At 60.3% G+C, this 13,853-nt stretch carries 14 protein-coding genes; 6 read left to right on the top strand and 8 right to left on the bottom strand.

The features are described from left to right. Nucleotides 1-156: 156 nt before the first annotated feature. From AAHM38_RS14575 to AAHM38_RS14565, 3 genes are all read right to left on the bottom strand, one after another. Nucleotides 157-564, bottom strand: coding sequence for a hypothetical protein (locus tag AAHM38_RS14575; RefSeq protein ID WP_012435593.1), 408 nt, complete (start codon nt 562-564; stop codon nt 157-159). Between the two features lie 78 nt (nt 565-642). After that, the gene (locus AAHM38_RS14570) at nt 643-1,092 is read right to left on the bottom strand and encodes a GtrA family protein (protein WP_012435594.1); all 450 of its coding nucleotides are present in this window, start codon (nt 1,090-1,092) and stop codon (nt 643-645) included. Nucleotides 1,093-1,161: 69 nt separating this feature from the next. Continuing rightward, a complete protein-coding gene (locus AAHM38_RS14565; RefSeq protein ID WP_021197345.1) occupies nt 1,162-1,917 on the bottom strand; it encodes a class I SAM-dependent methyltransferase in 756 nt (251 codons plus the stop codon). Nucleotides 1,918-2,918: 1,001 nt separating this feature from the next. Between AAHM38_RS14565 and AAHM38_RS14560 the strand changes: the two genes are divergently transcribed. After that, nucleotides 2,919-3,734 (top strand): LysR family transcriptional regulator, encoded by an 816-nt coding sequence (locus AAHM38_RS14560; RefSeq protein ID WP_012435597.1) that lies wholly within the window; start codon nt 2,919-2,921, stop codon nt 3,732-3,734. A 120-nt stretch (nt 3,735-3,854) separates the two neighbouring features. Here the strand turns inward: AAHM38_RS14560 and AAHM38_RS14555 are convergent, their stop codons facing one another. Genes AAHM38_RS14555 through AAHM38_RS14540 form a run of 4 tightly spaced genes read right to left on the bottom strand, consistent with a single transcriptional unit; the run spans nt 3,855 to nt 7,876 of the window. Next, nucleotides 3,855-4,427, bottom strand: coding sequence for a TniQ family protein (locus AAHM38_RS14555; RefSeq protein ID WP_225694714.1), 573 nt, complete (start codon nt 4,425-4,427; stop codon nt 3,855-3,857). Between the two features lie 43 nt (nt 4,428-4,470). Beyond that, on the bottom strand, nt 4,471-5,448 hold the full coding sequence (locus AAHM38_RS14550) for an ATP-binding protein (protein ID WP_021197347.1): 978 nt from the start codon (nt 5,446-5,448) through the stop codon (nt 4,471-4,473). 26 nt (nt 5,449-5,474) lie between these two features. Beyond that, nucleotides 5,475-7,448, bottom strand: a complete 1,974-nt coding sequence (locus tag AAHM38_RS14545) for a DDE-type integrase/transposase/recombinase (protein ID WP_012435600.1) — start codon at nt 7,446-7,448, stop codon at nt 5,475-5,477. Then, the gene (locus AAHM38_RS14540; RefSeq protein ID WP_249262879.1) at nt 7,448-7,876 is read right to left on the bottom strand and encodes a hypothetical protein; all 429 of its coding nucleotides are present in this window, start codon (nt 7,874-7,876) and stop codon (nt 7,448-7,450) included. Before AAHM38_RS14540 ends, AAHM38_RS14545 begins: the two co-directional genes overlap by 1 nt. Before the next feature lie 613 nt (nt 7,877-8,489). Between AAHM38_RS14540 and AAHM38_RS14535 the strand changes: the two genes are divergently transcribed. The 5 genes from AAHM38_RS14535 (at nt 8,490) to AAHM38_RS14515 (ending at nt 12,615) form a co-directional block, all read left to right on the top strand. Continuing rightward, nucleotides 8,490-9,335 carry a DNA-binding protein gene (locus AAHM38_RS14535; protein ID WP_222328620.1) on the top strand — a complete coding sequence of 282 codons (846 nt, stop codon included), beginning with the start codon at nt 8,490-8,492 and terminating at the stop codon, nt 9,333-9,335. A 104-nt stretch (nt 9,336-9,439) separates the two neighbouring features. Next, nucleotides 9,440-10,390 (top strand): TraB/GumN family protein, encoded by a 951-nt coding sequence (locus tag AAHM38_RS14530; RefSeq protein WP_012435603.1) that lies wholly within the window; start codon nt 9,440-9,442, stop codon nt 10,388-10,390. Further along, on the top strand, nt 10,387-11,256 hold the full coding sequence (locus AAHM38_RS14525; protein ID WP_021197350.1) for a hypothetical protein: 870 nt from the start codon (nt 10,387-10,389) through the stop codon (nt 11,254-11,256). Before AAHM38_RS14530 ends, AAHM38_RS14525 begins: the two co-directional genes overlap by 4 nt. A gap of 119 nt (nt 11,257-11,375) precedes the next feature. Then, nucleotides 11,376-11,768, top strand: coding sequence for an HU family DNA-binding protein (locus AAHM38_RS14520; protein ID WP_012435605.1), 393 nt, complete (start codon nt 11,376-11,378; stop codon nt 11,766-11,768). Between the two features lie 85 nt (nt 11,769-11,853). Further along, on the top strand, nt 11,854-12,615 hold the full coding sequence (locus tag AAHM38_RS14515; RefSeq protein ID WP_004635272.1) for a hypothetical protein: 762 nt from the start codon (nt 11,854-11,856) through the stop codon (nt 12,613-12,615). Nucleotides 12,616-12,759: 144 nt separating this feature from the next. Here AAHM38_RS14515 and AAHM38_RS14510 read toward each other — a convergent pair whose 3' ends face one another. Further along, on the bottom strand, nt 12,760-13,485 hold the full coding sequence (locus tag AAHM38_RS14510; protein WP_004635270.1) for a hypothetical protein: 726 nt from the start codon (nt 13,483-13,485) through the stop codon (nt 12,760-12,762). Nucleotides 13,486-13,853: the final 368 nt, after the last annotated feature.

Here is a 13,853-nt window from a genome sequence, read left to right as displayed (position 1 = left end):
CGTTCACGGTAAATCCGGTCGTTGCGGTCAGGCTCGCTAGATTGCTTGAGGAAGCCGACACGCATTCTGCTGAACAATGGCAGATTGCATGCCCCTTTTCTGGCTTTTGGGCAGCAAATGACGCCAGCTTGGCTGGCGTACCAGCGGGCGAGATACTTACTGCGCTGCCGCGCTTACCACCACAGTCATCGGCGTCCACGCTTCCATCGCCAGCTCCCTTGTTTCGCCTGCATCCAAGACCAAATTGATCGGTTGCGTTCCCGGCAGGGTCTTAACGCTGCTAGCATCCTTGACGTCCAGACGTAGGGCTACAGAAGCACTTCCCCGGTTGACCAGCCGCATGATGTAGCGTTGCTGATAGGAAAGTACTTTGGTCAGAATGACGCCACGCGGCGCAGATACGTCAAACTCCTCCGCATTTGTGGGAAAGGGTTGTGTACCCCCCAAGATTACGACGGGGTTGTGGGCGTCGAATCCGTGCTCAAGATGCAGGACGAAGCCTTTGGCCACCGTCGGAAAGCTGGCAGCCACGGCCAACACCGATATCAAAGCGTTTTTTTTCATGCAATAGTCTCCTAGTGGGCGGGACCTTGAGCGCGTCGTACCCGCACAGCCAAATGCCTGAGTTGGCGTGAAAGAGGGTTAGCTATCAGGTTTTTGCTGTGTACGCCAAGCACCAGCCTTGCAGTTTGAGGCGTCCACAACTGCAGGTGCTGCTTGTGCAACGGAAAATGTCCACCTGCGATGCAGATTGAAATTGATCAGAACCAAGATCCCGGTTGAGATCACCTGTGCAACCAAATAGTGCAGGCCCGCAGCGAACAGGACCGCCAGCATCCAGGCGTTGAACAGCAATGCCAGCACCCACACAAGGAGGAAGCGCGAGAGTGTCGCACCGACCTTGGCGGGGGCGCCGAACACCCATCGCCGACTAACCGTGAAATTGAGCACGAGCCCGAAGATCGCACCTAGGGTCGATCCCACCACGGGGGTGGTACCGGAGTGGACCAAAATGTACAGCGCCAGATAGTGAGTGGCGGTGGAAGCACCGCCACTCAGCAGATATCTGTAGAAGATTCGTCGATCGGTCATGCCGGCCTTTTCTCCAAGGCGCATCAGCGCAGGTGCGAATGACTGGTTTCAGTGCCTTGAATGGCCATATCACTCCTTGACCGCGACAGCGAGCAGCGAACCACCGGCGGGAAATGGCAAGCTGCGGGTCAACAAGCGATATTCAACGTCGCAGACGGTCGAAAACAGCCGATTGAGTGTCTTTCCGATGCGGAAACCCTCGTCAACCTCCAGATCGGTCCGCGCAATCTTCTGGTGCACGCGCGAAATAACCATGACGGGTAACAGCAGCGACATGAAGGAATTGACGTAGAGCGGACGGAACCCGGTGGCCCGCAGCTTCTCCACGAGATCCTTACGCGTATAACGACGCTTGTGTTTGGCCGCGTCGTCCACGCGACTCCAGAGAGAAGGATGCTGAGGCACCGTCAAGATCAGCCCACCTCCGCGCCGGCACGCCTTGTACATCTCGCTCAGGGCGAGTCGGTCATCATCGATATGCTCGATCACATCAAAGGCGCTGACCACGTCGAATGCTTCGACAAAAGGGATCGCGCGCGCGTCCATTTGCAAGAACTTCGCTGTGCAATGGCGGCGCGCCATTTGCAGCGCATGCAGCGAAGGCTCCCCACCGCATACCTCAGCATGTGGGAACCGGTCTGCAATCGCAGCGAGATTCTCTGCTGTGCCGCAGCCAATCTCCAAGAAGGACTGAAGCCGCGGGAAATAACGTTGCAGCGCCCACACGATTAACTTTCGGCGATACACGAACCAAAAGTGCTCGGCTTGAAGCTTTTGGTATTCGTCGAACAGCGGCTCGTGGAAGCCGTCGTTGTCCTGAAGCATTTCGGGCGCCAAGCAAGCGACTCCGTCATGGACGGCGGCTCTCCAGCCGCAGGCATTGCACGACCAAGCAAAAGGCCTCAGAGGCGCATGGCAATTTACACAGATATGCACGGCAAACTCCTACGCAGCGAACAACAGCGCTATTCACCGCGCCTTGATTGCTCGCTGACGGAACACTCAATTTCCCTGGTTGCGTGCCGGGACACGCTCACGGGTCTTACCGCTGTGGCCGCGTGCCTCCCTTACAAAAGCGAAGGCTGTCAGACGTCAGCAGTGATGCGTGTCAGGAAACCAGGCGCGGAGGCCGTAGGAGGAGCTCTGGGATGAAACTAAGAAATTGGGCGCTAGACGACGAATGTGTTCGCGCTGTCGGCCGACAACTGGACATGGTCAGTCGCGCGGGCACTGCATACTGCGGAGCCTCCTCGCAAGACGGACATAGCTTGCACCGGTCGTCATAACGAGCAGGTCCTGCTTTGCCATGGTGGTCGTGGCAATGCTTATGGCTGGTACGTGTAGCCACGGAGAGGCGCTTATGCTGAATGCTCCGCGATTTCTTGATTACAGCATGCGCGCGTTCGCAGTCGGCAGGAATACCGGCGCCCATGCCCTGTGAGGGCAGCGCAACTAGTACCAGCCAGAGCGAAAAAACGCGCAGCAACTTCACGGGCACCATCAATGGACGATCACGGAGCCGCAGTCTAGGAAAGTCAACCTGACCGTAGAGTTACGGGTGGATTACAAGAATGCAGCCGGAGAATGGTGCTTGCTCTCCGCATGCTTACCACCTCGAATCACCTTGCGCATACTGAAGGCGCAAGCATGCGATCAACTCATGGTCTGGCGCGCCAAAACTTGGCCTCTCAACGCATGCAGAGCATGCGCGGCACTCGGTGGAATCCCACTGCATCAGAAAAATATGCGCAGTGTCTCCTGCCAGTTCTTGCGGCGATGTTTTTGCCGGCAGCACGCTGAGGGTTGGGGTGCAGCCCTCTCAACAAATGTCCTTGTCCTTTACGGGCACGATCAGCCGGGCGGCAGATCTCGTGCACCGCTCGCAATCGGCGGTGAGCATGCAGATCAAGACGCTGGAATCGGCCCTTGGCAAAGCGCTGTTCGTGCGCAAGCCGCGCAGCGTGGTGCCGACGCAGGACGGCGAGGTGCTGCTGGCACACGCGCGCCGGATCATTGCGCTGCGCGATGAGGCATGGGCGGCGGTCGTCCGGCCGGACGTGACTGGCCGCGTGGTGATCGGCGTACCGGACGATTACGCGTCGTCGCTGTTTCCGCCGATTCTCAAGAAGTTCTCGGCCACCTATCCGAAGGTCGAGATCCAGGTGACCGGCCTGCCCAGCGTCGCGCTCGCCCCGATGTTGCGCGACGGCACGGTGGATCTCGTCTGCGCGACGCGGGTGAAAGGGCTGACCGGCGAGTTCTTGCGGCACGAGCCGATGGTGTGGGCCGCAGCGCCCGGCGCCACTGACATCTGGCGTGAGCGGCCGCTACCAATTGCCGTGTTCCTACCGGGAAGCGTCGCACGCGAGAAGGCGATCCACAGTCTCGAGCGCGCAAAAATCGTGTATCGAACTTCCTATGAGAGCCCGAGTCTGCTTGGCCTGCTGACGATGGCCCGAACTGGCCTCGCCATCACCCCGCTCGCGCGGTGTGCTGTGCCATCTGACTTTACGCTGCTCGGGCCCGCACACGGCCTGCCTGAGATTGGCACGCTTGAAATCGTCCTCGCCCGAAGCGTCACGTCAAACCGACCACCCTGCGATTTTCTCGCCGAGCGCATCGTCGCTGAACTTCACGCATGAGCGCGCCTCGCCCGACGCCCAACCGGGGGCCGGGACTCAGTATTTCCAGCGTGATGGAGCAATTTTTCGACTCCACGGCAATCACGCGAGTGACGCCGCCGTGATCCAAATGCGCCCAGTCTAGCCGTATGTCCTTTCAAAGTATCGCCGACGCATTGCAACTCTGTCATCTTTGCACATCTTCTCCGATCGTAGTGTCGAATACGTCTTGTAACTGTAGGGGGCACCACAGTAGTCGCATCGAAACGGGGTTTCCAGAAAACGAGCTTTGAGCAAGCAGAGCGGCTCGTAGCCGCAGCGTCGGCAACCGATCTCGAGTGGCGTCTGATGCGCCGGGCATGTGGACTCGCTCTGCAACTGATGGAGGGGACTGTGGTATCCACGCCCCAAACACTTGCGGCAAAATCGAAAACGCTCGTCGTACTGGCGGTAAGGAAAAGCATCGAGGACCGATCCGAGAAGTATCTTGGCCGGCAGGTGCAAGGTCTTGCGCAAGGCGGCGATATTGATCGCATCGTGCACCGGTAAAACGCCGGAATAGGGATCGGCGTGCAAGGACAAGGCGGCATGACGCACCACAACATGCCCCGAAAGCTGATTGGCCTGCGCGAATTTCCAAAGAATGGAAATCAGCGACTCGCACGGGTCGACCCATTTCGGGTCGAAGGTGTAGCCTAGCGCGGGCGAAAGCACGCTCTCGTCAAACGATAGAATCGGGAATCGATTCTTCCGGGAGCTACGCAGCGGCGATGATATGCCCGGTCGCATGGCGCGATTGGACGTAACCACACTGTTGCACGGCGTATGCCCACAATGCTGGCGCTGGGCTGTAACCCGGTGCGTCCCGGGTCTCGCTATCTTTCAGGACAATCTCAACAGCGCGCACGAAATATTCCATCGGGATTTCCATCTTGTAGGGGAGGCTCGCCTTGTGATGCGCCGCGCTGAAGGCCTCCCAGAGCACGGTCGCGTCGTTGACAAGCCGGTAGTTGGTGTCGAATGCCTCGGGGACGTAAAACCGCGTGAAGGTCCAAGCGCTCGCCTCCGGGTAACAGGTTTCGTCATAGCCGAGCAAGCAAGTCGCGACATCATCAGCATCGCGTATCCCATAGAACGGCAACTCTTCGACCATGAGGCGCGCGATGATCTGCGTGGCCCCTGCCGCCTGCAGCGATTCCTTCTTGGCCAGCAACTCCTCCTGGCCGACCAGGAAGGTGTACAGCTTGATCTGCTGCCGATCGAGCGTATCGTGAATGTCGCGCAGCCACTCGTACTCATTGACGTTGTAGCGCTGTGCCTCATCGCAAAACAGGAGAATCGTTCCGCTGCCCGCTCGGGCCGCCGCCTCCCGCAGCTTATGGGTCAGCCGGAACCGCTTGGCCGTGTTGGTTCCCGTCTGCGGCTCGGGATAGCCGACGGCCTCCAGCAGGTTCGACAGAAAGGGGCCCTCCGCATGCTTGGGCTTGTGCTCGCACTGCGCGTGGAAGGTGGAGATTTTGGGGTAGTTGCGGGCGAGCAGGAGCCGTATGTATTCGATCGCCCGGGTCTTGCCAATGCGTGAGGGTCCGTAGATCAGCGCCCCAGGAACACGGTACCGCAGGCACCGTGTCACCAGTTCATAAAAATCCTGGATCGCTGCCGTGGCGATCCGGTAATTGCCAGTGACCAGAGGGTGCGTAGCCGGATCAACCGGGCGGGGGCGTTCGACAGACATGGTGGTCCTCCTTGCGGGCGGCCCGCCTAGGAAATCAGTCCCGTACCAATCGTGAGGCGGCGTGGTACACCGGGCGCTGGCGGCGGCGATGGTGAATCGTCAGCGACGGCATTGGAAAGCGGCGCAGAAATGGGTACGGTGGGTCGCAAAGGCGTGTAGATCGTCGGCGCAGTCGACAAAACACGGATGACGTGCGCGAGATCCGTGGCGGCTTTGCGTGTGTGTTTGGCGTGCGCCAGCTTCTCTTGGACGAACGCCTCGATCACGTTGCCTTCCATCCCTTTGCGCATGCCGCGCTTCTTACGCCATTTCAGGATCTCTTTGCGCAGCCGCAAATCGTGGGGCACCAGGCCCCACGCGCCCTGCGCCTGCAATGGCCCCAACTCGGCTCCATCCGCGAGAAACGCCCGTACGCCGCGCAGGTCTTCGACGTTGGAATAGACAAGCAGCTTCGTACCGATCAGATGCGTCGCCGCTGCCAGGGTTGTGCTGGTGTAGCGCACACCGTGCAGGTTGATGTGAGGACGCACACCTTGGTGCAAGTAGGCACGCACCGTGTGCCTCGACGCGGTTTGCATCAGGCACAGCGTGCGACGCCGATGCTCGGCCAACCAGGAGAGCATGCTCTGCTTGACACGGATCAACCGCTCCATGGCCTCCAGAGGCGTGATGTTGTTCAGCCCGCTGTGCGGTGTACCGTTGTAACTGGCGATGGCATATTCGACGAGTTCCGTCAGCTCATCGGAGGACAGGTACAAGCGGAGATTGCCCTTCGGATCGGACAGCGCACGCCGAAGGTCACGCGGATGCGATCCGGTGTAGCCAGGCAGACGCGACGACATCTCTTGCGCAATGGTCGCAAAGAAACGCTCAATGTAGGGGCGCTCGTCCGGGTGGTGATAAGGGCCCGCATCGACAATGCAACCCACGAACTCGCACAAGGCACTGAGCGTGTCGTTGGCAAGATTTGCTTTGGCGTTGTCGAGCTTGATCCACTCCCAGCAAGCGTAGGCGAGCTCGGGCAGTTTTTGCGACGGCAGGCCATCGTGCTTGGAGTACGCGAGATTGGGAAGGGTGAAGGTCATGGGGCGATGAGGCTCCAGTGCCTTCTCCATCGTCTTGATCACGTCATGACGGCTGTACTCGCGCGCGAGCACGACGTGATAACCCAGGATCGCGCGAGTGCAAACGTCGATGATGACCAGCAGCCAGATGCGCTCCATTTCGAACTCGTGCTCAAAACCCAAAGGGTCACGTACCACCACCTTGAGCCGAACATCCAGACGGTGCCCGTCGAATTCCACGACCTGATAGGGGCGCACGGCCGCGGGCGATACGGCATGTCCGTCCTGCAGGGGCAAGCCTTTGAGGTGAGAGGCGCCCGCCGCGCGCGCAGCTTGGCCGAAGGAGCGCAGCATTTCCGCCTTGAGCCGGTTGGACAACGAGCGGATTGCCAAATAGTCCATACAGAGCGGGTAGTCCGTCGCCTTCAGACCGAGCGACCGACATTGCTTCAGGAACTCCTCATGCAGGGCTTTCAGGCCGCGCAGGCGCGTCTTGAGCTTGCCATCCGTGCTGACCTGATGCAGCACGACCTTGCGTTGCCGAATCTGAGCCCGAAGCCACGTCACCAAGGCGGGATGGCTCTCGAAGATTTGCGATATCGCCCCGGCCGTACCGCGACTGCCGGTCTGCCCCTGGACGACGATAGGGGCAACGCGCGCGTATTCGGCAATCCGCACATTGGGAATGACGGCGCGAAAGCCCCAGATCCGTCCATCGGGGTGTGTCTGCAACGCACGATACAACCACCGATATAGTTGGCGACGATCGATACCGGTGGACAGTTCAATTTCGTCGATAGCGTCGCCTCGTGCATAGCGCTCGATGGCGGCAGTCGCCATGCGTACCCGCTGCTGACGCCCCTCCGTGAGCTCCGTCCATGCAACTGACGGCCAGGACGCGAGGTCGAGATGCTGGAGCTCCGGTTTGCGGCGCATCAGGACTGTCCTCCCGGTGCCGAGAACAGTGTGAGCAGCGACAACGCTTCCGTATGCAAGGTCGGTGCCGAGAGCTTGCCCGTGCGCAATAACTCATACACCGCGGTGCGAACCAGAACGGGATCGCCTGTGGCGTACTCGCGCTCAATGGTCAGGAGTTGCCTCGGCTCAGCTGTCGCAAAGCGCCGGATCGCTGTCAGCAGACTCGCCGCTGGCAAGCCGCGATTGGCCACGATCGTGGGTAACATCCGTTGCCAGTTGTCGATCCAGACTCGGGATGCAGCGAGTTCTGCCGGCGGCACCACACGAATATCGATCTCTGAGTCGTCCAGTTGGCGCCCTTTGTCGACGACCATGCCCTCGTCGTCTGACTCTGAGAGCAACACCAACTCGTCCCGAGTTTCATAACGGACCCAGAACTCGGCCAAGTGTCGCTGTCCGCCCACTAGGATGAACCCAGGCCTTTCGCAAAAACGCTGAACGTCGGGATCGGCCTCCAGCCTCAGCCATTGATCGAGAGCCGCACGCCGATAGAACGACACCCGGCGCCCCAATTTGAGGCTGAAGGCCTCGAGCCGATGCGCTCCGCGAGGTCGCGGGATCGGGATCGGGCTATCGAAGGACTGACTTTTCCCCATAAGATCAAGGCCTTACGAAGGGAGTGGAAGTCTAGGATGCCAATTGACAAATTTAATGCGGGCTTACGCCTATTGACGCTATTGCCTCGCTTTCAACGTAATTAAAATTGTCACTACAGAGCCCGCGTTGGCTCAGTTTCGCCAAACCGTAGTGACATTTTTATTTTGTTCTACGCCGATGCGCTCCGCGAGGTCGCGGGATCGGGACCGGGCTATCGAAGGACTGACTTTTCCCCATAAGATCAAGGCCTTACGAAGGGAGTGGAAGTCTAGGATGCCAATTGACAAATTTAATGCGGGCTTACGCCTATTGACGCTATTGCCTCGCTTTCAACGTAATTAAAATTGTCACTACAGAGCCCGCGTTGGCTCAGTTTCGCCAAACCGTAGTGACATTTTTATTTTGTTCTACGCCGAGCAAATCAAGCCGACGCTAAGCGCAGTGCGCGAGCGGCTGGGCACTGGCAGCATGAACACCATCCACCGCCATCTGGTTACTTGGCAGGGTCAACAAAAGCCTGCCGCGCGCAAGATTGGCGATCCGAACCCCCGCCTGCTGGCCGCACTGGGCACCGAGTTTTCGCGGGTGGCCGAGGACGCCGCGGCCGACGCCGAGGCCGCACTGGCGCAGGTCATGAGTGAAAACGCGGTGCTGACCAGCACTGGCGAGGCTCTGGAAGCTGAACGCGACGCCCTGACGCAGGAGCTGCAGCAGGTTGCGACAGAGCGCGACAAGCTTGCCGGCAAGGCGGCCGAGCAGGCAGCAGAGATCGAACGCTTGAATGCAGAGTCGGAGCGGGAGCGCGGCGAACTCGCCGCCGTTCGTCGGGCGCTCGCGCAAGTGGAGTTGCGCCTGGAAGCGCTGCCACACTTGGAGCGCGAACTGAGCGAACTGCGCGCCCAACTGGCGGCGGAACAGGCCGCCCGGGTCGCTGCCGATCGCACAGCCGCCGTCGCCGATGCGCAGCGTGAAGCTGCTGACATCGCCCGAATCCAGGCCAACGAGCGCTTGGCCAACGCCGAATCGCGCGAGCACCAGGTGCGTGCCCAACTGGCTGAAGCGCAGGCCGCGCATGAGCGCACCCGCGAGAAACTAACCGAGGTCGTCGGTCTTGAGGCCGGTGCCCAGGCCGAGTTGCGAATGCTGCGCGAGCAAATTGAGGCCGCGAAGCCGACACCAGAGTCGGCACCAGATCAGCAGACCGGTCAACCGCCGAGCAAACCAAACTCACGGCGCAAGGGGGCGTAGCAACGCCGCTTACCTACCCACTGGGCGGCACGGCCCCCCTCTGCATTGCGCCCTGCCCGCCATACAGTCCTTCCCCTAGCCCTCTTCACATCCGGAGTCATCGCATGCTGCGGTCGTTTGGCCTGGTTGACCAATTTCGCACACTGGCGGCATTCGTTTGTGCCGCCACCCTCGCCTCCACACCGGCTATTGCACAGGATGGCGTACCCGCACTCGCAATCACCGCGCCGAACGGGGCCAAAAGCGTGCTGGTCGCCACTCTCCACGTCCCCTATCAGGGCATGCGCCAGCCGGCGATGTCGGTGCTCCAGGGCGCCACAAGTTTTGTCATTGAAAGTTCGAGGGCCCAAGGTCCACAGCCTGTCGAACTCCAGGGCGCCGATCTACTGGACCCCGAGGTGTTTGCTGGTCGGGCCTCTCGTGCACCATGGGCCCGGTCATTGACCGATACACAGGTTGAATTTCTTCAGCTGCGCGCGAAATGCGCAGCACCTCAACGTCCCGACCTGGCCATCGAAATGCTGCAGCACAAGAGTCCGCGTATGGCCGCCGCGTACGCTTGGATTCCCTGCACAGAATTGAGCAACCTGTCCAGAGACGCGATATTCGCGATAGCGGCACTGCGCTACAACGTAGCGATAGTGCCTCTCGAAGATCAGACCGACTTGGAAAACCGGCGACGCGCGGTCCCGGATCGGATCTATTGGCGCCTGCTGATGGGCGGCTTGAACATCGCCCGCCAGCGAGAGGATTTCCGTCAAGCTGTTATCGCATTCAATCGCGGCGACTATGAGAGGATCGCCGCTCTCGCGAGTCTGGGTAACGAATCTCCAGAGGATGCGGCGATCTATCACCGCCTGATGGTCCACGACCGCAATTTGTCCTGGATGCCGCGCTTGCGCCAAGCCCTCGACGCCGGCGGCGCGGTGGTCGCGGTTGGTGCTGCTCACCTGCCAGGGTCCGACGGACTCATCGCACTCTTGCGAGCGGACGGCTACCAAGTCAACGACATTCTGCTGCCGAATGACACAGCAATGGAGATGCAAGCACCATGATGGATGATGCAATGCATCGCGCTCAAGATGTCGTCTATGGCCAAGACCAAGCCGCGCAGATGCGAAAGGCACCGGGCCTTGCGCGCATCCGCGCGGCAGCATCTGACTCCAGTTGCACGGTATTGGACCAGTCGGTCTGGAAGCGCACTGAGCTGGGCCCGGTCCTTGATCTCCTCACGACTGAAGGATCAACCCAGCGGGTCTACGTCGACGTGCCCATCGCCGCCGTGGTTGGCTTAACGCATCGGAATTTCAGCAAGGCCTTGACGTGGCGCGGCATGCTGCAGGACCTGCACGGTTTTGGCTGGGACGAGCGCGTCATTGACTACTGCGAATCGGAAATCGGCCACCAATCATTTCCCGCCCCTGAGGCAGCGTACGAACTGAAGCTGGCCGCCTACGGCGGGGCTGTGACGTGCACCAACGGCGTCCACCGCCTGGTCGCGGCCGTGAACTGGTTGGGCGCCACGCAAGGTGAACACGCCGTGCTGCGCAAGGTCTCGGTCTGGTACCGGCCGACCGATGCCTCGTTGGTCAGTGCGTTGCGCGCGCTCGAGCAGCAAGGCGCCCGATTGCGTCTCGGCTGCGCCAGAGACGACGCCGGCATCCGCCGTATGTGGTTCATCGAATCAACCACCGCGCACCGCGTCAGCTATTTCCACGTCACGCCCGGACGCTGCACTCCAATTCAGGTCGGACCGCGCTGGGTGGCAAAAGCACGAGCATGGGCGGGCCTAGAGGCCGACGCCGTACATTTCGTGTCGGAGTGGTTCGATATTCCCCCGACCGTTCTCGATACGGTGGTAAAGGATGCTTGGATCGACGCGCAGATCCGCGCGCCCCGCTACGAGGCCCCTCTTGACTAAATGAAGACGGTGAGTCCCGTTGTCCAGCACGACTGGCCTTGCTATTCTTCCCTCGCACGCAGTAGCGCGCACAATTCGCCATCTCGCGATGGTCAACCACCTTGAAATCTACGCACTCCATGGCGACGAAATCCAAGACCGCAGCAAAGAAAGCCGCACCGGCAAAGAAGACCGCCGCCGCCGCGGCCCCGACCATCAAGCCGCTGAAGGACACCTTCACCAAAGCCAGCCTGGTGAGTCACTTGGCCGAGCAGACAGAACTTGAGGCCAAGGCCGTGAAGTCCGTGCTCCTGCATCTGGAGAACACCATCCTGAGTGCGCTGCACAAGAAAGGCGCCGGCGAGTTCACGCTGCCTGGTCTCTTCAAGGTGGTATCCGTGAAGGTACCGGCCACCAAGCGTCGCTTCGGCAAAAACCCTTTCACGGGCCAAGAGCAATGGTTCGAGGCCAAGCCGGCCAGCGTGCGTGTCAAGGTGCGCCCGCTGAAGAAGGTGAAGGACGCCGCTCAGTAAGTCCTCCGCTGCCATTCGTGCCAACGGGAGGCCAAGCCTCCCGTTTTCATTGGCGCGTGTGCCCAACGCAACCCATGAGGATGTCTTGTCTCTCTTTCCCCAGCGTAGCGCGGACGTGCGCCGCTACAAGTTCATCAATTGGAACGTCGTACTGAAGCCGGCTCTGCAAGAGAAATTTGAGAAGGTCATCACTGCAGCCGAGCAAGCAGGCTACCTCGAACGGCTATACGTGCGCGTCGAACGCGAGCACCGAACTGTCACCCTATTCCCAGGCCAGCATCCGGTGGGCGCTTCGCTGAGAAAACAGGGCTCGACAGCGGCGGAGCACGGAGCCGCACTTGTGTTCTCTCAAGCCAAAACCGGCAATGTCGCCGTGCTGCTCTATCCGTACGAGTCTGAATTCATGCGGCAGCCCGAAAAGCTCATCGTTTGGCGAGTGTTCGTGGGCCCGAACGATGTCACACAAAGCGTCATCGACGCAGCCGTGGCCGACGCGTTCCGATACTGGCGCGTATCCAGTGTGCTCGACGGTGGTTCGCGGTGGGATCGTTGGCGCATCGGAATGCTGCGGCGCCGAGACCGTTACCAATCGGCGGAGAAGGCGATGACGACTCGGCCAAGCCTGGTAGCAAGGGCCGTCGGCGCGTTCCTTGCCTGGTGGCCTGTTGCTGCCTTCGTCGCGTTTAGTGCCCTCGTGACGGTCGTGACCGGCTGGCACGACTTCAGCGACAAGTTTGGTGCCGCTTTCCACTCAACATCCACCGCAGCGAAAGAGTCGACGACTACATCAAAGACAGGCCGCGCCAGCGAAGCGGCGGCGGCCCCCTCGACAGCGCAGGATCGCTAGGCCCGCACCCGTAGTTACGGGTTCAACCGAACTGGGGGGCGAGGCATCCCTGTTTTCGGGTAGTAGCTGTAGTACACGTCAACAGCGCGGGCCCAGCAGTCGAGCAACTCGTCCGAGTGGTCGCGTACCCGCTTGGCCAAGGCCTCAGCGTTCGGGTGGCTCATTCCGAACGCCGGCGCACCAGTCGCCACGTCGAACGCGCTTCGTGTCCAAGCAGAAAGCGAACGCCTTCGCCTTCTCGAAGGGATAGTCGCAGGGCACCAGGGGGTGCAGCGACTGTAGCGTGGCGGCGCTGGGCACCACAAAGCCTGCGTCATGGAAGTGCTGCCGGCCATGCGCTTCAAAGTCGTAGTCTACGAACCCAGCCGGGCTGTTGTATTCGACCCGCGTAATCTCGGAGGCGGTGATCGGCGCAAACGAGAGCCACCACGTGCCTTCTTTGGTTGTGGTCGATTTCAATAAATGCCGCCGTCTCGTGAGAGGCAGACGCCAAGGATTTTCGACGTATGCGGAAAGGCCCATAAGCTTGGCTTCATCGGGCTTTTCGCCACGACGCGCGTAGTACTCGACAAAGGGCATCAGAGTGGCTGTGTCGGCCGACATCTCCACCGTCAGGCGCACTCGGGTTTTGTTCATGACGATGCCATTCTTGGGTGCGACCCCATCGACGCGGGTCAGATACTCCATGTCTCTCGCGGTCAACGTTTTGTCGCCTGTCGTCAGGCCGTGACCATCAGCATCGGGATCCGTCGTCAGCCAGACCACTGAGTTGCGAATGCTTCCGTCACCATGCTTCACGTGGCCACGCGAAATCCCCATCGAGAGGATCGTTTCGGCGTACGAGACGGACGTGAAATGGTAGAACTTCATCCGCGTTCCTTCATCGTTGTGTGTGTTGATAGTTCAGCAACGCGATTGACCGAATGCGGTGTCAAACGGGTGCCGACAAGCTTTCTTCATTCAATTAGTCGCAACTGTCCTAGGCGCTCCAATCGCTCGCGGTCGGCCTGATCACTATGCTCCGGTGCGACCGGGTGGGCAGCGCCGCAAATCGTGCAGATCCAAAGCTGCACCCGGTGTGCCGCGTCGAACGATGTTACGCCGGCATTTTCGGGAACGTGGTCACGCAGGACGCCACAACTGTTGCAGGCGAGCCATCGTGTGTGGGATCTCATGGGAGTGCTTCGAGGGTTTTGGCCCGTTCGATGATAGCGCGCACGTTCGCAAGGCAAGGTGCT

The sequence above is a fragment of the Ralstonia sp. OTU4908 genome (genome assembly GCF_038440115.1).
In the GTDB taxonomy this organism is placed as follows: domain Bacteria; phylum Pseudomonadota; class Gammaproteobacteria; order Burkholderiales; family Burkholderiaceae; genus Ralstonia; species Ralstonia pickettii.
This window is presented reverse-complemented; position numbering and strand designations above follow the sequence as displayed.